This is a genomic window from Endozoicomonas arenosclerae, from assembly GCF_001562015.1.
Lineage (GTDB): Bacteria > Pseudomonadota > Gammaproteobacteria > Pseudomonadales > Endozoicomonadaceae > Endozoicomonas_A > Endozoicomonas_A arenosclerae.
On the sequence record NZ_LASA01000189.1, the window covers coordinates 1 to 20,244 of the forward strand.

General features: G+C 49.2%; 22 protein-coding genes. 12 read left to right on the top strand and 10 right to left on the bottom strand.

The genetic code is table 11. The annotated features are described in order from the left end of the window. From WG89_RS29760 to WG89_RS26340, 4 genes are all read right to left on the bottom strand, one after another. Positions 1-117 (bottom strand): transposase (locus WG89_RS29760; RefSeq protein WP_172806846.1); only part of this gene is annotated, 117 nt, incomplete at its 3' end. A gap of 806 nt (positions 118-923) precedes the next feature. Beyond that, positions 924-1,262 carry a DUF4286 family protein gene (locus WG89_RS26330; protein WP_062270637.1) on the bottom strand — a complete coding sequence of 113 codons (339 nt, stop codon included), beginning with the start codon at positions 1,260-1,262 and terminating at the stop codon, positions 924-926. Continuing rightward, positions 1,259-1,897: a cupin domain-containing protein gene (locus WG89_RS26335; protein WP_153301842.1), complete on the bottom strand. Its 639-nt coding sequence runs from the start codon at positions 1,895-1,897 to the stop codon at positions 1,259-1,261. The genes WG89_RS26330 and WG89_RS26335 overlap by 4 nt, the downstream gene beginning before the upstream one ends. Positions 1,898-2,032: 135 nt before the next feature. Next, positions 2,033-2,674 (bottom strand): O-methyltransferase, encoded by a 642-nt coding sequence (locus WG89_RS26340; RefSeq protein ID WP_062270639.1) that lies wholly within the window; start codon positions 2,672-2,674, stop codon positions 2,033-2,035. 203 nt (positions 2,675-2,877) lie between these two features. On the opposite strand from WG89_RS26340, the gene WG89_RS26345 reads away from it, so the two are divergent. The 3 genes from WG89_RS26345 to WG89_RS26355 all read left to right on the top strand — a co-directional run bounded on the left by WG89_RS26345 (position 2,878) and on the right by WG89_RS26355 (position 6,286). Further along, positions 2,878-3,798, top strand: coding sequence for a Tle-like phospholipase domain-containing protein (locus WG89_RS26345; protein WP_172806923.1), 921 nt, complete (start codon positions 2,878-2,880; stop codon positions 3,796-3,798). Continuing rightward, the gene (locus WG89_RS26350; protein ID WP_062270641.1) at positions 3,795-4,076 is read left to right on the top strand and encodes an Rdx family protein; all 282 of its coding nucleotides are present in this window, start codon (positions 3,795-3,797) and stop codon (positions 4,074-4,076) included. The genes WG89_RS26345 and WG89_RS26350 overlap by 4 nt, the downstream gene beginning before the upstream one ends. 368 nt (positions 4,077-4,444) lie before the next feature. Continuing rightward, a complete protein-coding gene (locus tag WG89_RS26355; protein WP_172806924.1) occupies positions 4,445-6,286 on the top strand; it encodes a hypothetical protein in 1,842 nt (613 codons plus the stop codon). Between the two features lie 54 nt (positions 6,287-6,340). Here the strand turns inward: WG89_RS26355 and WG89_RS26360 are convergent, their stop codons facing one another. The 3 genes from WG89_RS26360 to ispZ all read right to left on the bottom strand — a co-directional run bounded on the left by WG89_RS26360 (position 6,341) and on the right by ispZ (position 8,011). Beyond that, positions 6,341-7,039 carry a TIGR04211 family SH3 domain-containing protein gene (locus tag WG89_RS26360; RefSeq protein ID WP_062270643.1) on the bottom strand — a complete coding sequence of 233 codons (699 nt, stop codon included), beginning with the start codon at positions 7,037-7,039 and terminating at the stop codon, positions 6,341-6,343. A gap of 96 nt (positions 7,040-7,135) precedes the next feature. Beyond that, positions 7,136-7,435 (bottom strand): YciI family protein, encoded by a 300-nt coding sequence (locus tag WG89_RS26365; protein ID WP_062270644.1) that lies wholly within the window; start codon positions 7,433-7,435, stop codon positions 7,136-7,138. Next, positions 7,436-8,011: a septation protein IspZ gene (gene ispZ / locus WG89_RS26370; protein WP_062270645.1), complete on the bottom strand. Its 576-nt coding sequence runs from the start codon at positions 8,009-8,011 to the stop codon at positions 7,436-7,438. It abuts the gene before it with no gap. Between the two features lie 330 nt (positions 8,012-8,341). Here ispZ and WG89_RS26380 point away from each other — a divergent pair, with 330 nt between their 5' ends. Then, on the top strand, positions 8,342-9,229 hold the full coding sequence (locus WG89_RS26380; protein WP_062270647.1) for a PHP domain-containing protein: 888 nt from the start codon (positions 8,342-8,344) through the stop codon (positions 9,227-9,229). Here WG89_RS26380 and WG89_RS26385 read toward each other — a convergent pair. Then, on the bottom strand, positions 9,160-10,827 hold the full coding sequence (locus tag WG89_RS26385; RefSeq protein ID WP_153301843.1) for a hypothetical protein: 1,668 nt from the start codon (positions 10,825-10,827) through the stop codon (positions 9,160-9,162). The genes WG89_RS26380 and WG89_RS26385 overlap by 70 nt on opposite strands. 265 nt (positions 10,828-11,092) lie before the next feature. Between WG89_RS26385 and WG89_RS26390 the strand changes: the two genes are divergently transcribed. Continuing rightward, positions 11,093-11,332, top strand: a complete 240-nt coding sequence (locus WG89_RS26390) for a hypothetical protein (RefSeq protein ID WP_062270649.1) — start codon at positions 11,093-11,095, stop codon at positions 11,330-11,332. Positions 11,333-11,406: 74 nt separating this feature from the next. Here WG89_RS26390 and WG89_RS26395 read toward each other — a convergent pair whose 3' ends face one another. Together WG89_RS26395 and WG89_RS26400 are read right to left on the bottom strand one after the other, a co-directional pair. Beyond that, the gene (locus WG89_RS26395) at positions 11,407-12,258 is read right to left on the bottom strand and encodes a hypothetical protein (protein WP_062270650.1); all 852 of its coding nucleotides are present in this window, start codon (positions 12,256-12,258) and stop codon (positions 11,407-11,409) included. A 9-nt stretch (positions 12,259-12,267) separates the two neighbouring features. Next, complete coding sequence (locus WG89_RS26400) at positions 12,268-13,314, bottom strand: hypothetical protein (RefSeq protein WP_062270651.1); 1,047 nt, start codon at positions 13,312-13,314, stop codon at positions 12,268-12,270. Between the two features lie 79 nt (positions 13,315-13,393). Here WG89_RS26400 and WG89_RS26405 point away from each other — a divergent pair, with 79 nt between their 5' ends. The 7 genes from WG89_RS26405 to rluB all read left to right on the top strand — a co-directional run bounded on the left by WG89_RS26405 (position 13,394) and on the right by rluB (position 20,097). Further along, the gene (locus tag WG89_RS26405; RefSeq protein ID WP_079254071.1) at positions 13,394-14,185 is read left to right on the top strand and encodes a pseudouridine synthase; all 792 of its coding nucleotides are present in this window, start codon (positions 13,394-13,396) and stop codon (positions 14,183-14,185) included. A gap of 146 nt (positions 14,186-14,331) precedes the next feature. Continuing rightward, positions 14,332-14,955 (top strand): L-threonylcarbamoyladenylate synthase, encoded by a 624-nt coding sequence (locus tag WG89_RS26410; protein WP_062270660.1) that lies wholly within the window; start codon positions 14,332-14,334, stop codon positions 14,953-14,955. A 192-nt stretch (positions 14,956-15,147) separates the two neighbouring features. Continuing rightward, a complete protein-coding gene (locus WG89_RS26415; protein WP_079254072.1) occupies positions 15,148-16,362 on the top strand; it encodes a tryptophan--tRNA ligase in 1,215 nt (404 codons plus the stop codon). Positions 16,363-16,501: 139 nt separating this feature from the next. Further along, complete coding sequence (locus WG89_RS26420; protein ID WP_062270652.1) at positions 16,502-17,368, top strand: segregation and condensation protein A; 867 nt, start codon at positions 16,502-16,504, stop codon at positions 17,366-17,368. Continuing rightward, positions 17,368-18,330 carry an SMC-Scp complex subunit ScpB gene (gene scpB / locus WG89_RS26425; RefSeq protein WP_079254073.1) on the top strand — a complete coding sequence of 321 codons (963 nt, stop codon included), beginning with the start codon at positions 17,368-17,370 and terminating at the stop codon, positions 18,328-18,330. The genes WG89_RS26420 and scpB overlap by 1 nt, the downstream gene beginning before the upstream one ends. A 186-nt stretch (positions 18,331-18,516) precedes the next feature. Continuing rightward, positions 18,517-19,017: a nuclear transport factor 2 family protein gene (locus WG89_RS26430; RefSeq protein ID WP_062270653.1), complete on the top strand. Its 501-nt coding sequence runs from the start codon at positions 18,517-18,519 to the stop codon at positions 19,015-19,017. 168 nt (positions 19,018-19,185) lie between these two features. Beyond that, on the top strand, positions 19,186-20,097 hold the full coding sequence (gene rluB / locus WG89_RS26435; protein WP_062270654.1) for a 23S rRNA pseudouridine(2605) synthase RluB: 912 nt from the start codon (positions 19,186-19,188) through the stop codon (positions 20,095-20,097). Positions 20,098-20,244 lie beyond the last annotated feature (147 nt).

Sequence of the window (20,244 nt, forward strand, 5' to 3'; positions counted from 1 at the left end):
GTTATAAACCTCGGCTTTCACTGCCCCGGTCAGGACTCGAAACCTGTATTTTGGCACCCAAACTATATGATATTGGCAATGCCAAATGACATGCGTTAACTTTTCAAATCTACTCATGTTACTTCCTATCTCTAGTAGTTGTGGGGACAACTCAGAGATAAGGAGTAGCATGGGTAGTTCATGGCAGGCGAAGCCAACCATTCATGACCACGTCCATAGGACGTGGGTTTTCACGATGCACTAAAAAAGCCATGACCAGAGTGGAATATTATTGGAATAAATTTTCTGCCGCCCAATGGTTTAGTGAAAACATCGATATAGCTGACCCGGAAACACAGATTCAAAAGTGGCTCACTGACCCAAACTTTTAACGTAAAACAAAAGCCTCTCTGAGACTGGTGAAAGCCGCAATGGATTTACCAAACCCAGTTCTCAAGGAAACTTCAGAGCTTCATCGAGGTCAAAAAAGAATCAACCATCTTTTTATGGAGTAATGGAGTATAAGTATGCGAGCTAGTCCCTTCACTATCCTTACGTCCACTCTCATTTCAATGCTTATACTATCCCCTGTATGGGCTAGTGACGAGCCTTTAGAGACTTCTTATGAAGAAGTAGTAACACAATTTGCATCTACCGCTACTCAGTACGACCAAAGCCAAGCAGGCAAAGAAGATAAAAAGCTGAAGAAAGAGACTAAGGACTTGTCTGAAATTAACTTCCCTATCGAAACCCTCTCAAAACCCGTTCGGGCTGAGCCTGTCGAAGCCCAATACCACGACCCTTCGACAAGCTCAGGGTGAACGGAATCCCGTGTAAATCTGGAACTTATTTTGAGACAAATCCTAAAAACCTCTTTACGGTCGCCCTGTGGTTTAAAGAGAATGCAGAAATAATCGAACCCGAGAAACAGGTTCAAACATGGCTCACTCAACCGGACTCCTGATCTCAAACAAAGCCCCACCCAGAACCCGGCGATAAATCGTCATTTTGTTGCCAAACCGTTGCAGTCCGTCTTCTCTGAGGGCGGGAGCATACTCTTTGAGATAACGATCCAGTGCCGCCTGATTCTCCAGACGATAAGTCACACAAAACCCACTACAACCGGGTAGTTCGTCCAGCCGATCGTCCAGCTTGATCAGGGAAATCACCGCGCTTTGAAAGCCTTCAATCTCAACAATCTGTCGGGCATGGTCTTTGAGCCAGGTCAGGAAAGACCTTTCCACTGAAGCTTCAACCAGACAGTTTACTTCGTAAATAATCAAGCGCTTCCTTCCCCACTGATCAATTGTCCCTGTGCCAGCCCTGACCAACACTCAGACGACGTCACCTTCATATACCGACAACCGGCACTGTGACTGAACAGTGTAAACACATCCAGCACCAGAGCTCCATCCGGCCCTGCGGTGACCTGATGTACATTATCGCGGTGACGAGACAGACTGGCCATGCGACCCGCAGTCATCCAGGCCTGGGCTGAAGGTTGCAACACCATACCTTCAAGAGTTTGTTCGAGAAGATCATAGTTGCGTGTCGTCACCTCCCCTTTCAGAACACGCATCACACCATTACAGTCACTGTGGTCATGGTAGGGAATAAAGCCATCAGGCTCGAACATCAGGAAGCAGAATTCGACAGTGCCCACTCTTTTTCTGTAGACCCTGACACCAGAGCCCTGGGGATGCACCTGAAACAGTTCTTCGTTGGGCGAAGCCACTTCATCCAGCATCATCAGACGCCCCATAACCCAGAGCAGATAAGATTCTTCTTCGATGTTACAGGGGTCATTCAGACTGCTGGCTTTCTCTGCTATTTCGTAGAGGGCATCATCCGTGCATTGGGACAGCCCTCCTTTTTGTGCGGAACGAAAAGGCCAGATATTACGCGTTAGATTGATCATCCAGGATTCCAAAATGTCTCTAGGCCCTGAAAAGTACTTTTGGATAAAAAGTACCCACTATCAGGGCAACTTCAGCGATCACTGGAGTTCAAGTAAAGACCAATCTTTCGGTTTTAACCAAATTCCATTCAATTATTAAGAATGGTTCTTTCGTACCACATGCAGGCCATGTCGTACGGGCAGAAGAATGTTGTCCAGATCTTCTCTGGAGGAAAGGTATTGATTCAGGTCTGCAATCACCTGATCCCGCTCATCCTGTGGATCAAGCACTCCGCCTTTCCAGAGCGCATCATCAATGACAATCACACCGCCCACTTTCAGCATTGGAAGTATCAGCTCAAGGTATTCGAAGTACTTTTTCTTGTCCGCATCAATGAATACAAAATCCAGCTCGCCTTCAATGGTCGGTATGGTTTCCAGCGCCTTGCCAAAAAGCACTTTCAGTTTGTCGGCATGAGAAGAGCGACCAAAGAACTCTTCGGCAATCTCGATGGCTCTCGGATTGGTTTCACAGCAAAAAATCTCACCATCATCGGGCAGTGCTTCCGCCATAGACAGGGCGGCATAACCGGTGAACATACCAATTTCCAAAACTCTTTTGCTATGACTTAAAGCCACCAGCATTTTCAGGGTCTGACCCACCATACGTCCGGACATATTACCCGGATAGCGGGTGCGATCTTCTGTGGCCTGAGCCAGCTCTTTCAGAAGTGCAGACTCCCCTCCCGTGATGTCATGACAATACTGTTCTATTTCAGGATTAATGATGACCGTCATGGTCTTTCCTTAACTGCAAAAAATGGCGCTGATTCTAACAAGACCGTCGAAAGCAAAAAATGCCTACTGCATTTTAATCATTATCAAAGTGACGCCCCATGGTAAGATTGGCCAATATCAGCTTCAGCCTCGCGTTCTCTGGCTTGCTAGCTTCCGGTATGAACCACAATAATAAGAACATTCACCCCTCTATGAAGAACTGTTTGATTAAACCCCTGCTTCTCTCTTTCTGTGCTTTTTTTCTCAGCGGCTGCGCACTGTTTGACCAGAACCCTGACCATGTGCGTATTGTTGATGATAGAAAAACAACCACGCTCACTTATACAGAGGCCGCAGAACAATCGCCTATCCAAGATGAACTGGATAACTTTGTAGAGTTCGGTGCATTCAGCGCTTCTATTTATCTGGATGACCCAAAAGAGCAGACAAACTCTCTGGAGACTTTCTGTGCTCAGGAAGAAATGTATCGACCTTCCAAGCTGTGGGCTGCCATCCCCCTGAAGCTCCTGGAGAAGCAGAATAAAAAACACGAAGATTTAAAGCTTGAAATAGAAGCTTTTCATGCCAGAAACAACCCACAGAAAGCGCTATTGGTTTTTCGAGGCACGGACTTTGAACAGAAAGAAGACTGGTACTCCAATTTTCGCTGGTTCCTGAAGCCATTAGGCTTAACGTCTCATGACCAATACGACGAAGTACAAATGCTGACGCCAGAGCTGATCAGTGAAATCCAGAGCCAACACCCAAGTGTCACAGAAGTCATTGCTACAGGCCACTCTCTGGGTGGCGGCCTGGCACAATTGGCCGGTTACAGTTCTCCCTTAATTCATAAGGTGTATGCTTTCGATTCTTCACCTGTCACGGGTTACTACGATATAGACTCGGATCAACGTGAAGCCAACGCTGAGAACATGAAAATCTATCGGGTCTACGAGCATGGAGAAATTCTGGCGTACCTGCGCCTGCTCATGAAAGGGCTCTATCCCATTTCCAGCAAACATCCTGATATTATCCAGGTGCGCTTTGAACTGATCAAAGACGAGAATAATGTTGAGCAGCACAGTATCAGAACACTGACGTGCAACCTGTACAAAAAACTTAACTCCAAAGGCAGTACTCTGTGACCGAAAAACCCATTATCGAAATTGAATATTGCAGCCAGTGTCAGTGGCTGCTTCGTTCTGCCTGGCTGGCCCAGGAGCTGCTCAGCACCTTCAGTACAGACCTGGGTGAAGTCAGACTCAAACCGGGAACAGGGGGTGTATTTGTCATCACCCTGAATGGTGAACAGATCTGGGAAAGAAAACAGGACGGCGGCTTTCCCCAACCCAAACAGATCAAACAGAAAGTCCGCGACCTGATTGACCCTGAGCGGGACCTCGGTCATAACGATCGACCTTGACGTTACAGTTTTAAGCAGCAGAGCCTCTGAGACGACCCGGCAGGCTCTCCCCCTCTTTTCTTAAGAAGCCCTTCTTCTGGCAGATAAACCCAATACCTGCAAACCGATCAAGAGTACTCCTTATGGGCATGGGAATAGGCTCTTTCGCCTCACACATATATGAACGGGCCAGAGGCTGGCGAGATCAATTACGTGACATTGATGTCACGAATTTGAAAAGAAAAGTCGGAGTGGCTTCTGACGGCAGAAATGTAGAGCTTCTGCCTGAGTCTCAAAGCAGTAGTTGGCTTTCCTATATACCGGGAGTCAGTCAGTTGTATAGCCAAGCCTCCGCAACGGCTTCTTCCCCAAACAGAATGCAAAATGATATGCAGCTGATGCAGCGCAGAGTGGCCCAGCTCAATGACCAGTATCACCTCACAGTACAAGAAAACACTCAGCCGCAGCCACAGTCGATCGATACCGCCAAGGAATACCTGCATAGCTTCCAGGACCTTATGGCCTCCCAGGCAGGGCAAATGCTGCTGATGGAGTCGACCCTTGAAAGTCTTCTACAAACACTTTCTCAACCTGAGGGTAATGCCGACGTTGCGGATGAGCTCCAACACTGCCTGACTCGTTACATGTCAGCCTCTCGAACGCTCAATGAAGAGCCCACAGACAGCCTTATCAAAATGCAGGCCCTGCTCTACAACTGGATCGACGAACATAAAGATCTGGCGGGCCCAGTTTCTGAGCAACAAGCGCTTGAGCAGATCAATACAGAAGTCGAGACACTGTTCGAAAACTTTAGTCAGGCCATGGATATGCATCAGAGCATTGTTACCCGCTCACTAACGGCTCAGTCCCATGAAGCCAGAAATCTTGAAAGTCCCAGAACCGTCCCCGCTCCGATCCAGACAACCGGCAGAGCAGCATCTGAAGCCACAGCCCATCAAAGTGAAGTGGGAACTAAAGAACAGTATCTGGTAGAGCTGGGAGCCGTTATCCGTGGGTCAGAAGGAATGATTACGAGTATGAACATTCCTGATCAATACCCCAATGCCCGAACCATGCTACTGGATGATTTGAAAACAGCAGGGGAAGTTCTGAATGAAGAAGCCCGCTCCAGGGAAATGACACCCTCAGAGCTGAAAAGCTGGTATACAGACAATCGCAAAAGACTGCTCAAAATGCAGGAAACCATGTACCTGGCGGTTCGATCCCCAGATAAAAAACCACCTTCATACCCTGCCAGACGTGGACTTTACAACCGCTACCGGGATTGCCCCTTTAACTCACACTCACAGGCACTGGCACATTCTGGCTGGAGTGACTATTTCCTGCACCGTTTTTTACCTTCAGTCCCCTCTCCAGGCCCCAGACCTGTTTTAGATCCGTCAAAGCTTGAGAATCTTGATACTGCCATCGCCCAGAATAAACGACAAACCACAGAAATGACTGAGCGACTCGCTTCTGTTGAGGCACAGATCAGGCCCTATGATGAAACAATAGAAGCGATCAATGCTCAAATGAGGGCCCTGCCCAAACCCGCTGAATTACGATACCTGACGGCCGTTGAAAAACAAAAATCATTGAAACAACGTTTCGCTCTCGCAGATCAGAAACGGGAGCCCATGGAAAAACGAGCCCTACTGACCCAGGAGAAAACTTCATTAGAAAATGAGCTTACCAGACTGCACGAAGAAAGCCTCTCTCTTTCAATGGAACAGAGAACCACTCAGCAAAAGTTCGAGAGAGATCGTCAAGAGCAATTGGGCACCTGGGAAAGAGCGAATAATAAGTTCCAGAATTTTCTTCGCAAACAAGCGTTACAGACAAGCTGGCTAAAAATTCTTGAAGAGCTCAGAGACACCTCTAAAAGCAATGCGACGACCCTGCAACCAGCTTATGACAGGCAGGAACAAATACAAAGTATGGATGGCCAGTTTGACGGTATTGTTCCGCCTGAGTATTCATTAAAAGAAACTCTGCTTGATCCCAGAGACGAAGCATCGAGAAGAAGATTTCATGAGAACGAATGCGGTCTGTACAAATGGGGGGGTCACGACCACTGGACTTTTCTGATCGTCAATGAGCAAGGAGAAGTGGACAGGATAAACGACTCTCAGTGCACCCGAAGAAAATTTGCCAGCAAACAGGCTATGCTGGACTACTTCAGCCAGCCGGGTCTTTATGTTAGGGAACAGCTAACGGCGGTACACCCCTGAAACTAAAACGCCCTGAGAACCATCAGGGCGTAGCTTCAAACACAAGAAAGCTATTTAAATCCAATCGGAGGTCGGCTTTTTACGGAACCGGACCATGGGCAGGAACAGTCCCAGTAATACACCGATAATAATGGTGCCACCGCCATAGAGATACCAGCGCATACTGCTACTGCGAACCAACTGATTGTTCTCGGCTTCAACGACCTCAATCCGGTTTTTCAACTGCAGGTTTTCTTCCATCAGCTGTTTGTTTCTGCGATCCAGTGCCTGAGGATCGGCAGTAGCTTCTCTCAAAGCGATAAACTCGGATGTTTTCTCGTCCAACTGTCCGGTAGCTTGCTCCAGAGAGCTTTTCGTATTGTTCAGTTCGCCTTCTTTTTCAGAAAGCTCATTTTTAAGGGTGCTGTTTTCCTGGGCCAGCTGAGTCACTTTTTTCAGTTCTTTAGGCAGACGCTCCCTGGCAGGTTCCTCGGCCACCAGATATTGACGGGGAACAAAACCTTCCAGCCCATCAGCGGTTCTGACTTTACTGAAACCTTCGCCAGCATCCGCTTCCAGAACGGTCATTCTCAGACCGGTTCTCAGTCCACGGTGCAAAATTCGGAACTGGTTACCCGGACCGGCTCTCAGGGGCACGTATACAACATCCGTAATATAACGGGTTTCAGCCTGAACCGGTTCAGCCTGAACCATTGAACCCAGCAGCACAACACCACTGAGGGATAAAAACAGTTTGCGTAAGGTTAGTTTCACGTTTTCTCTCTTAGCCAAGCTGCCCTGCTATCACCATTATTGAATCAGGGCGGGAAGCCTGCCCAGTATAAACCGGACAGGCTTCCGGAAGGGAAATCAGGGGAGTACTTTCTTGAAAGGCTTCACACTAACAGACTGGTAGACACCCGCCGCCATATAAGGATCGGCATCCGCCCACGCCTGAGCAGCTTCCAGACTATCAAAGTCAGCAATGACAATACTGCCACTGAAACCTGCTTCACCGGGGTCATTACTGTCGATAGCCGGACAGGGGCCAGCCAGAACCAGACGGCCCTCTGACTTCAACTGCTCCAGCCGCTCCAGATGCGCAGGTCTGGCAGTTTTCCGCAAAGGCAGACTGTTCTCAACATCTTCACTGATGACGGCATACAGCATTTATTTTTCCTCGGCCTGAATATGTCTAGAAATCACCATGAACTGCAGGACAACAAAGACGAATGTCAGAATCAGACTGCCGAAGACTTTGAAGTCCACCCAGAACTCATGGAAGGTAAAGGCGACAAACAGGTTCGCAGCACCCAACAAAGTAAAGAACACGACCCAGCTCAGATTCATTCGGGTCCAGATTTCATCCGGCAGGCTGATGGCATGTTCCATCATTCTCTGCACCAGAGTCTTCTTGCCAATGAACTGGCTGCCCAGGAAAGCTGCGGCAAAGATCCAGTTAACAATTGGGGCTTTCCATTTCAGGAAGTTCTCATCCTGAAATGCCAGTGTCATACCACCAAACAGGATCACGGCACCCAGAGTAATAGCCTGACTCTTTTCCAGTGTTTTATTTTTGAGGAAGCTGCCACCGTAAACAATGACAGAAGCGGCAATCAGAAACAGGGTGGCACTGAAGGGGCCACCAATCTCCATGGAGTTTCCGGCCACATCCACCATTCTGGGGTCCATCTTATAGACCGTGAAAAAAACAATCAGTGGAATAAAGTCAATGAGTTGCTTCATATTAAACCAGTCGGGTTACCTTATGATTTGCTGTAATTTTTCCATTTATGGAAGCTCTGTGTCACCCGTTAAATGTCAGCTATGAGTACTCACTCACTCGGCTGACCGCTGCAGAAGACATTATCGAGCCCATCCAATTATCATGCAGTTTACTATGGAACCGTGTCATTGCCATGCTTTGCCGGCTTCTTGATGACAACTTTTTAAAAGCCTTTACAGTTCCCTGCCTTTCCAAAGTGCCTCAATCAGACACTGATGAAGGCAAAATGTTTTTGCACCAAAGGTTGTGATGATAGAGTGTACTGACAGTTACTACTTATTTGTATCGCAATGACCCTTAATGTCGACCTGCATTGTCACACCACCGCATCAGACGGGGCCCTGGGGCCCCTCGAAGTTTATCAGAGAGCACGTGATAAAGGCGTCGATGTACTGGCTATTACCGACCACGATTCGGTCGCAGCACACCAGTTTCTGGAGCAACAAACACTCGACGGCCCCAGACTGATTACCGGCATGGAGCTCTCCACGACCTGGTCCGCCATGGAAATTCATATTGTCGGCCTGAACTTTTCCCTGGATCACCCCGACCTTGCTCGAATCATCGATCATCAGTCTTCTGCCCGAAAGCAGCGCTCCCTGCTGATTGCCAGCCGACTGGTCAAACAATTAAAGCTGGACATCAGTGCTGATGAATTAATGGATCAGGTCATCGATCTGGCGCTGAACCGGCAGAAACAATCAGCGGACGGCTTTCTATTATCCCGTGAAAGCATTCAGACCGGACGCCCCCATTTTGCCTATTGGCTTATAGAGAATGGCTTCGTTAATGAAATGCAGGTGGCTTTTGATAAACACCTTTCACACCAGAAAATCGGTAACCTTAAAGCCTTCTGGCCCCCTATGAGTCAGGCTGTGGCCTGGATCAGGGCTCTGGACGGGACAGCAGTAATCGCCCACCCGGGTAAGTACAAAATGACCCGAACCAAACTTCGGGCACTGGTCAACGATTTCAAACTGGCCGGTGGACATGCTCTTGAAGTCAGTGGCTGCCAGCAGCCCCCCGGGCAACGGGAGGAGCTGGCCAGCCTGTGTGAAGACTTCGAAATGAAAGCTTCAAGAGCCAGTGACTTCCATACACCTGCCAATCAGTGGGTTGAACTGGGCAGAGCACCCGAGCTTCCAGCCGGAACAACAGCCATCTGGGAAAACTGGTGAATCGTTGTTTCCAGCCAGTGGTCCATTAACTTCCCTCTCGCCCCGGCCCAGTCACTTCTGTTTCTGGGCACTGCTGTAAACATGGCTGTGGCCGTCCGCCGCCCGCTTGAAGCACTATGGCCAACATTATCACCCACTTGCCCAGAGTGATTGGGAGAAGGATAGAAATGAACATAACCACCTTGATTTGCACCGCTACTCTGACCAAACGATCCACCACGATCATTACGGTCCCGGTCATCGTCCTCATAACGTCGGTAATCCTTGTGATCCGCTCCGTCCTTACAGGTTTTGGGCACAACAGAGATACCAAAAAGCTTAAAGCCTGGCAGCTCACCCTTTAAAGCTTTCTGCAAAAGCCTATAAGCCTTCGCCGAAGCATCCGGATCCTTATCCGACCGGCCTTCCAAAAGGTATCGACCTATCTGTTCCAGCTTTTGATCCCTGTCATGAGCGTCCGCATTTTCAAGCGAAGCTCTTATTTGTGAAGCGACTATCCCAGGATTACGAGTCTGGAAGAAGGTCTCAAGATCTGTGAACTGAATATCCATTAATTGAAAAATGTCCTCATTCATTTCCTCTGAAGATTGGGGAGGGCCATTGTCATCCGATAGCGAAAGGTCGCCTGTTGCAACTTCTAACTGTACATTTTCATACGTCAAGGGCTGAACAGGGGTGTCACCCTCCTGATTCTGTAATTCCGGATTCACCTCATAATGCGGTGGAATATTTACAGTTTGAGTGGTGGGTGTCGTAGGGAATGGATAAAAAACTGTCACTACTGGAGGATGATCAAGACTCCCACCCAGTTCCCCAAGCCCCTGAACGATGGGATGATTTTCCACAGGAATAGCCTGAGCAAAAGGCTCAAGAACCACCGGAAGAAGGATAATGCCCGGCACCTGAGGAGAGATCATTTGCCAGCCGACGGTATGGGTTTCATGATTGAGATAGGTGTGCAGCTGCCATTCACAGCTGGTTCCAAATACCGGGTCTGCAAACAGACCTTTGCTTTCAGTCTGGGAAGATACCTTTGAGTTAACCCATTGAAAGAGCTCTTTATCTTTCTCTCCCCGATTAGCACTTGGTGGTCGGGAATAGATACTGCGGTGATACATAACCAGAATCAAATCCATGGCTGATCCATGATCGTTAATGGAAGTTGTCTGCCCTTGGGGATCGGTAATCTCCAGGGTAATCCGCCTGCTCTCTTCGAAGACCTGGACATGGATGCTTGAAACACCCTCCGTGCTTAGTGAAGGAACATTTGCACACTGGTCTGACTCTTCTTCTTTTCTGCTTTTCTTGATTCTTTCTGACTGTAGGCCTTGAAAAAAGGCATTACCTGGCATGGCCAAAAGCCCAGGAGAAGGGAAATAATAAGCATGAAAATCACTCAAAAGGGTTCGGGGGGTGGCAGCACTCGCTTGGGGAAGGCTATTGAAATGAATGGAGTAGTAGCCCGTTTGATACCAATACCCATTCTGGAATACATAGCGAGCAAAATGCATCCAGCCTGTTGCATTGGCTGAAAGGGGCAACCCCATCGAGAGCAGGATAAAGGTCATCCAGCCCCAGATAGACAACTTCTTCAACATAATGACCTCTTGATTGCACAGACAGTGAACCATAAAAACAATCTCTGGTTCTTTGTGAGAACGTTAAGCCCATTCGCTGTAGAGACAGGAATCCATCCAACGCGATCCGTTGTGAGCGAGTCTTTTTCCGGCCATGACAACTGATTAAAAAATAAACTTACTTTTATAAAAAGAGAGCAGGGAGACCATTCAGCAATGAACCAGAAGCTACTTGGGTGAAGCATTCTATACTTCCACCTTTAAAACCTCTGGATGAAGAAAACCAGTGATTTTAAAGCTTCTCAGTGCCACTGAGTTATGGTCGGCCGTTCTCGCCAAGAGCCATCAAGCGATCCAGTTAAAGTCTATCGCATTGGACGAAGAACCCTTCAGAATAGTCAGGGATAATAATCTGACGTTCTATTTCAAATCGGTGAGAAACCTGACCCATAAACCAAGAAGTGAAACGCTGGATGAGTCTCTGTACAAAACCCAGGATCCTTTTCTGAAGCGATGGACCAGCTGATAACAGCTGGCCCTCTATACGTTCTCAACGCCATTTCTTTTTAAAAGACCTTCCCGTCTTGTTGCATTCGCTAACTACTGAGAAAAGCTCTGTAAACCATTTGCAGAAACCTCTTCTGCGAACCAAAGGGACCACTGTCCAATTAATGGCCTATTCCTTAACAAAGAGTCATTCATAGGACTGAGGTCAGTGCTCACAACACCAGTGCCGTTATTGGGTAATGGTGAATTGAATTGCCATTGCATTGCTGTCTTACGGGAACGATCACCGCCCCCCCCTGAAGCGTTCGATGAAGGCTGCCACTGAATGTAGTCTCCTTCTCGACTCCATTTACCTCCCTCTCGTCCACCTCTGGTTCCAGAGCCACCAGCACCATTGCCATCACGATCTTTATCATCTTTCCTGTAATGATTTGTGCAGCTGCCGCCCTTGCAGTTACGAGGCACCACAACAATACCCCAAAGCTTGAACTCAACAATCTCGCCGTTTAACGCTTTTTCAAATTGCTCCAGTTGCTCGTGTCTTTTTTCCCTGTCAGCAACCATCTTGACGTTGTTTCGAATTTCCACCCTGACTCTACTTAACTGGTATTCCCGATTATCTATGGAAGGGTCATTTTTGAGCGCCATTTGCATGGACTCATACCCTCTGCGCTTAACAGAGGTCATGGGATCATTCCCTGTAAGTAGATCCCAGGGGCCAACAATCTCCTGCCCATGAGAGGGTGTTTCATCCAATGCTACCGGATCGTAGTATGCAGCCTGATTCTTGCCACTGCTTTCAGGCGAGTGATCATGAGTAGACTGTGTTCCAGTAGCTTCCAGTGGAACCTCATCATAGTGATGAACGACGGGTGTTGGATTTCCTGCTGCAGGAGGATCCTGCTGTACAGGGGAGGGAGCCGACTGTGCTTGAGCGACCACCATTGCAGATAGTTACTCAGCTGAAACATTCAAACCCTGTAACCCTGCCAGCAGAACTTCAGGGACCTGTTGTAAGTCAATAGGCACAAGCAATATCTGTTGTTGTTCCGGGCTAATCATTTCAAGCGATAAAGACCCTGTTTCAACAATATAAAGAGCATCAATGGCCCAGCCACAGCTGATCCCCCAGAGAGCATCAATATACTCACCATGCAGCTGTACCAATGCTCTTCTTGCCCTTCGGCGAAACTCTTCTAAAGCACGCACCTGCTCTTCAGAGTATTGATCAAATTCTGGATCGTTCTCATCACTCTCCAACATCAACTGCAGAAGATCATCGCTATCCGTATTGGCTGAGGCATCATGAACATACAGCACCTGTAGTAAATCCATACTGGAGAAGCCAAGATTTTCATGACTGCTGTTAGAGACGGAGGGGAGTATTCTTGTAAATTGAGTATGGGTTGAAGTTGTCCCTTCTTTTGCGCCCGGCATTGATTCAACTTTAAAAAACATTTGCTGTGGCTTACCCGGTTGTATCTCTGCACTTGTAAGAGTCCTGCACTGCTGCCCCCTTCTTCTACTACCTCCTCCCGAGGAGTTGCTGTTTCGATTATTGAACGTTGCCCTGCTCTGCCGGTTGAACCAGGCTTCCGGTGAGCCAACACTCAACTCCCCAGGACTCGACTTCATAGGATCAGGAGAGCTTGAATCCGCCGATTTTTGTGACGCCCCGGACCCCACTGAGCCGGAGCCTGCACGGCTTTGCTTAACCGGTTCCGTGACACAATTTCTGTCACCTAAAATATGTTCACGGGTCTGGGCAGACTGAGGCGATGGATGAGGAATAAAGTAACTGTTCCCTTTCATCAGGGTTTGAAAAGGGGTTGCGCCATCATGTTGCACTTCCTGAAAGTGGACAGCTTGATAACCCATGCTCTGATAAGCCGAGGCTAAACCTTCAAAACGTTCAAAAAGAAGCCACAGCCCGAAAGACGGCGCAGAGAAACTGGTCGAGAGCAAAAAAAAGGTTATCCAGAACCAGCGAGACCTGTTCATAATTCTGTCCCCCATTTATATCCGCAGCTCATAAATGTAGGTGCATTTTTGACTCTCTGTGTAAAGAATTAAGAAAATCATGCATGGTTATGCAACTTTCAAGGAGGCATTTAGCCCGTTAGAATGCTGTTCATCATTCACTCACGATAAGAACACTGTGCCTGCCAACTCTCCAACCCGACTGTCAAAATGGATTGCCGATTCCGGATACTGTTCCCGCAGGGCTGCCTGTCGTCTGATTGAAGCCGGAGAGGTTGAAGTGAATGGAGAAAAAGGAAAACACACCGATCGGGTTTCAGAAACAGATTCGATTATTGTCGAGCAGACCCGAATCACCGCCCCCCCTAAACCGGTTTACCTGCTCTATAACAAACCGGTGGGTATTGACTGTGTATGCAATAAAAACGACCCCGACAGTATCATTCACCAGCTGAATCAGGGGCCAAGAGTGTTCCCTGTTGGCCGTCTTGATAAAGACTCCCATGGATTACTCATGCTCACCAATGATGGCGAGCTCTGTCAGAAAATACTGCATCCTGATTATTTTCATGAAAAAGAATATAAGGTCACCGTAAACAAGGTCATCGATAATGACTTCTGTAGCCAAATGTCAAAGGGCGTCGAGTATGACGATGTCAAAACCCGACCTTGCAAAATCACCCCGATCAGTCCTGACACTTTTCATATCATCATCACCCAGGGGATGAATCGTCAGATTCGCAGAATGTGTCAGTCCCTCGGATATCATGTCACCAGCCTGAAACGGATCAGATTGGTCAACCTGGAACTCAATGACCTGCTGGAAGGAACATTTCGCACCATTGATCAAACTGAGCTGAACACACTCAGAGCCACTCTCCTACCTTCGTAGCATACGGAATCGTTGCACTGCGACTCTTCAGTGGTATGATGCGCGCTCCATTATCACTGCAAGAGAATGGCAACCTGCCGACATCTTTGTGAACACCCGTCAGAAATGACTGTTCGCAAGGTGCAGGTACCATGTACACATCAGCCATGAGTCAGTTTTTTCAGATTCACCCCGAGACCCCACAGCTTCGCCTGGTTCGTCAGGCCGCAGAAATTCTGAGGTCCGGTGGGGTAATCGCCTATCCGACTGACTCAGCCTACGCTCTGGGCTGCCTGATTGGTGAGAAAAAAGCCGTTGAGCGTATCCGACAGATTCGCCGACTGGATGAAAAACATAACTTCACTCTGGTGTGCCGAGACCTTTCTGAACTGGCCACCTATGCCCAGGTTGATAATGTTCAATACCGACTTCTGAAAAACCACACCCCCGGGCCTTACACCTTTATCCTCAAAGGTACCCGGGAAGTCCCTCGCCGATTAATGCACCCCAAGCGTAAAACCATTGGCCTGCGTGTCCCTGAGTGCAGCATTGTCAGCGCCCTGCTTAATGAATTGAATGCACCTCTTATGAGCAGCACTCTTCAACTGCCCGGTGACAATGAACCCATGCTGGACCCATACGACATCCGGCAAACACTGGAAAGTCAGCTGGATCTGGTCATTGACGGCGGTTATAGAGGTATGGAACCGACAACGGTGATAAGCCTGCTGGAAGATACTCCTGAAGTACTAAGGGAAGGTAAAGGCTCTCCGGAGCCATTTCTAAACTGATGGTTTGTTTACTGTGAACTTTCCCATCCCCTGAGGGTGACGAAGAAAGTTTATTTCGCTCATGGCTGATTCATCCGCCACAGACACTTTCTTACCCTAAAGAATATTTTGCCTGATGCAGGCAAAAACGCCCTTTTACCTGCGTCCAAACTATCGTAACCTGTCGACTCAGGATTCTAACGGGAGAGCCTCTTGAGCGCTGTAGACTCACAGTCGCGTGTTCTGTCTGGCATGCGACCCACTGGCCGATTACATCTTGGTCATTATCATGGGGTATTGAAAAACTGGCTTCGGCTGCAACATGAGTATGAATGTTTTTTCTTCGTAGCGGACTGGCATGCACTGACTACTCACTATGAAGAGCCGGAAAAACTGGAAGACTCAGTCTGGGACATGGTCATTGACTGGCTGGCCACCGGTGTCAATCCGGGCTCTGCCACCCTGTTTATCCAGTCCCGGGTACCTGAACATGCAGAACTGAACCTGCTGCTGTCCATGATTACACCGCTCTCCTGGCTGGAAAGGGTTCCCAGCTACAAGGATCAGCAGGAAAAACTGAAAGAGAGAGATCTCTCCACCTTCGGTTTCCTCGGCTACCCCCTGCTGCAAAGTGCCGATATTCTTGCGTACCGGGCCGGCCAGGTACCTGTTGGGGCCGACCAGGAAGCTCACGTGGAGATTACCCGTGAGATTGCCAGACGCTTTAACCATCTGTATGGCAGAGAACCCGGATTTGAAGAAAACGCGGAAGCCGCCATTGGTAAAATGGGCCGAAAAGCCGCCAATCTTTACCGTAAACTCCGTCGTTCCTACCTGGAACAGGGTGATGATGAAGCTCTGGCCACAGCCAAAGCTTTGCTGAAAGAACAAAGCAACATCACGCTCGGTGACCAGGAAAGGTTGTTTGGCTATCTGGAAGGCACCGGCAAAGTGATTCTACCAGAGCCTCAGGCTTTGTTGACCGAACAGGCGCGCATGCCAGGCCTTGATGGCCAGAAGATGTCCAAGTCCTACGGCAACACCATCAGCCTGAGAGAAGATCAGGACAGCGTCGCCTCCAAGCTGAAGAAGATGCCTACGGACCCTGCCCGTATTCGCAGAAATGATCCGGGCGAACCGGAAAAGTGTCCGGTCTGGCAGCTGCATCAGGTCTATTCCGATGAACAGCGCAAAGACTGGGTTCAGACCGGTTGCCGTTCCGCAGGCATTGGCTGTCTTGATTGTAAAAAACCACTGATTGATGCCGTTCAGGTAGAACTGGAACCGATCAGGATGGAAGCCAGGGAACTGGAGAACAATCCTGATGTCGTAAAAAGTATCATTGCTGAAGGCACCGAGAAGGCCCGGGACGAAGCCCAGGACACTCTCAGGGAAGTTCGGGAAGCCATAGGGCTGGACTATCGTTGAACACTGTGTTTCAGTGAAGTATCAGACAAATATTTGAGATCAGGTTGAATAAGCCTGATTGCCATAAAAAGCAGTTTCGCCGCCTGCCGGCCAAACTGCTTTTTTTCAGTTAGAGGAATGAATAAAGGGTGAAGCATCAATGACCTCCACGGAAGCCGTGGCTGAGTCCGGAGCAGAGCAACTCCCTGAGGAGCCGGCACCGGAAGCTCAATCAGGTGAAGAACCTGAACTCATTGAACACCAGATAATGGTTATGGGTCAGCCCATGGCCAAGCTGCCTGACGACCTTTATATTCCCCCTGACGCCCTGCAAGTGTTTCTGGAAGCCTTTGAAGGCCCCCTTGACCTGCTTCTGTACCTCATTAAACGCAACAATATGGATATTCTTAATATCCAGGTTGCGGTGATCACCGAACAGTACATGAAGTATGTTGAGCTGATGGATTCAGGGCAATTCGAACTGGCGGCTGAATACCTGGTCATGGCCGCTACCCTGGCCGAAATCAAGTCCCGTATGTTGCTGCCCAGGGTGTCAGAAGATGAAGACGAGGAAGAAGATCCCCGTGCGGAACTGATTCGTCGCCTTCAGGAATACGAGCGTTTCAAGAAAGCCGCAGAAGATATTGATCAGCTGCCAAGAATGACCCGGGATCTCCACGAAGCCAGTGCATCACCGCCCGATCTGGAGCAGGAACGCCCTCATCCTGAAGTCGATCTCAAAGAGATCATGCTGGCCATGGGCGAAATCCTTCGCCGCTCGGAAATGTACGTTAACCATCAGGTGGAACAGGAAGCGCTGTCTACTCGAGAACGTATGAGTGAAGTTCTGTCCATGCTGACCTCTGAGCGATTTACGCCTTTTGTTGCTTTGTTCAGACTGGAAGAAGGCAAGCTCGGGGTTGTCGTTACTTTTATGGCCGTTATGGAACTGATCAAGGAATCCCTGATCGAATTGATACAGAACGAACCTTTTGGACCCATTCACGTTAAGGCCCGGATTGACTAATGGAAGCAGAACAGCTGCAACGCATCCTGGAAGGAGCCCTGCTGGCCAGCCAGAAACCCCTCACCGTGGAAAAACTGGCAGCCCTGTTCCCGGACGATCTTTATTCAGAAGAAGAGCGCCCGGACGGCAACCAGATTCGAGAAGCCCTGGTCGCCATCTCCGAAGCCTGTGAAGGCCGTGGCTTTGAACTCAAAAAAGTCGCTTCCGGCTACCGGTTCCAGGTCAGACAGGATCTGGCCCCCTGGGTTGGAAGACTCTGGGAAGAAAAACCCCAACGTTATACCCGTGCCCTGCTGGAAACCCTGGCGCTGATTGCCTACCGCCAGCCCATCACCCGCGGAGAGATCGAAGAGATCCGGGGCGTAGCGGTCAGCAGTAATATTATCCGCACCCTGCAGGACAGGGAGTGGGTTCGAGTTGTCGGCCATCGGGATGTACCCGGCCGACCCGCCATGTTTGCCACTACCCGACAATTTCTCGATTACTTCAATCTGGAAAATCTGAACGAGCTGCCTCCCCTTTCCGAGATACGCAATCTCGAAGAGGCTGCCAAAGAACTGGCAGAAGCCAACGCGAGTCAGGAAGGTGAACAGCCAGCGGACGACTCCGAAGTTCAGGAAGTGATTGATGTAGAAGAGCAAACGGCTGAAGAACTGTTTGCCGAACTGGATGAGCTGGAAGCCGACCTGCCCGACAACTTTGACGACCTTATCCGGAAAAAGAAAGTTGAAGAGCTGGAACTGCAACAACAGGAAGATGAGACATCACAAGCCGATGCAGATGCCTCACCGCAAGAAAACGCTTTGGATGAAGCCATCCAGCTACCTGAAGCAGTCTCAGAAGATGAGTCGATAGAGCTGTCTGGGGAGCCCTCAATTTTCGAGCATACTTTGGACGAACCAGAAACAACCTCTGAAGAAAGCACTAACAGTCCATCGCCTCAAGGTGAACAGGACATCTAGTGCAGCCAAACAGCTTATACATACTCCGTTCATCCTGAGCTTGTCGAAGGATGCAGATGATGCACTTCGACAGGCTCAGTGCGAACGGTATGAGGTTTAACATTTAGCCCCACCAGGAGCAGGTAATCATGGTCAATCGGGGCTACCTTGGTAAGGTCCCGATTGATTAGCTCCGGAGCATTCCCTATGAAACCCCTTCACCTGCCTCTACTGTTCTCACTGCTTATTCTCCCCCTGATTTCAGGCAGTGTCTCAGCTGATGACCGCAAAGATCTGGAAACCATGATGAAAGGCTATGTATCTGCCTATGAACAGGGCGATGTAAAAGCCGTCTCCCAGTTTTATGTCCAGGACGCCAATATCGATATCTGGGGCACTGCAAAAGATGAACATGCGACCAATCTGAATGAGGTAAAGGTTGCGCTTATGCGGGATTTCAAGGAAGCCAAGACTCGCATCACCACAGAGAACATTCGGGTGCTCACGCACGGAGAGGCCGGCGTGATCCTGTCTGACTGGGAAGTTGAATACCAACATAACGGCAGTGAAAAATGGCAGAAAATCCCCATGGTCCGGTCCACGCTCTATGCAGAAAAACGCAATGGCGACTGGAAGATACGCCATGCCCACTGGTCTGAGCCCCAGGTCTATCACCCTGAAGGGCGTTCATTTCCGGTTGATAAGTAGCCTGTGAATGAGAGAGCCTTTGCTTGAACGCTGAAGCCAGAAGCCTTGATAGCGCTTTCACATGGGAGACAATGAAAGCAGCGGTATTCCACGCTGTTTTTAGCGAAATGAAATCGCTATACTCTGGCCCCTTTGATTGAATAACTGAGCGGCATTGCCGTAACTATCATGACAACTGAAACCACTCCTCCCCAGGGTGAGAAACTGCAAAAAATCCTGGCGGGCGCCGGCCTGGGCTCGCGCCGTGAGATGGAACGCTGGATCAGCGAAGGACGCATCACCGTCAATGGCGAAAAGGCCACACTGGGTGATCGAGCCACTGCCGAAGACAAGATTGCTGCAGACGGACGCCCTGTAAAACTGGAAACCTATGCTTCCAAAATTCGCCGCGTCATTGCTTATAACAAGCCTGAAGGTGAAATCTGCAGCCGCCATGACCCGGAAGGTCGCCCCACCGTGTTTGATCGTTTGCCCAAACTTCAGGGTGAACGCTGGATCGCAATTGGCCGTCTGGATATCAACACTTCAGGACTGATACTGTTCACCACTGACGGTGAACTGGCCAGCCGACTGATGCACCCTTCTTACCAGGTAGAACGTGAGTACGCCGTTCGTATCATGGGGTCTGTGACGGAACAGAAAGTGAAAAACCTGTTTGATGGTGTCGAACTGGAAGACGGACCCGCCCGCTTTACTGACATTGTTGATTCAGGTGGCACCGGCATCAACCGCTGGTTCCATGTCTGCCTGCTGGAAGGTCGCAATCGGGAAGTTCGTCGTCTGTGGGAATCCCAGGAACTGACTGTCAGCCGACTGAAACGTGTACGCTTCGCCAATGTCATTATTCCTGATCATCTGCGCATGGGTCAGTGGGAAGAACTGAACAAGACGGACATCGATGAACTGGCAGCGGCTGTCCAACTGACACCGGCTCCTAATGCCCCGACTCGCAGAGCCGATTCTCGTCACACCAAAACCGGCCTGAAAACCAAAGGCTCCCGTGGCAAGCCCACTACCAACAAGAAACGCCCTTCTCCTCACAAGAAGACAGGCGCTTTCAAAAAGAACAGACATCAGTAATGTTCTATAGAGCTCCGACCCTGGGTCGGAGTTCCTGCTCTTATCCGCCTTGCTTCAGTCCAATCCTTTCATACTTTGCCACTTTCCTGCCTGATTCTTCTGAAAAAATGGGAACATAAACTATAGTTTTCTGTCTGATTCAATAAA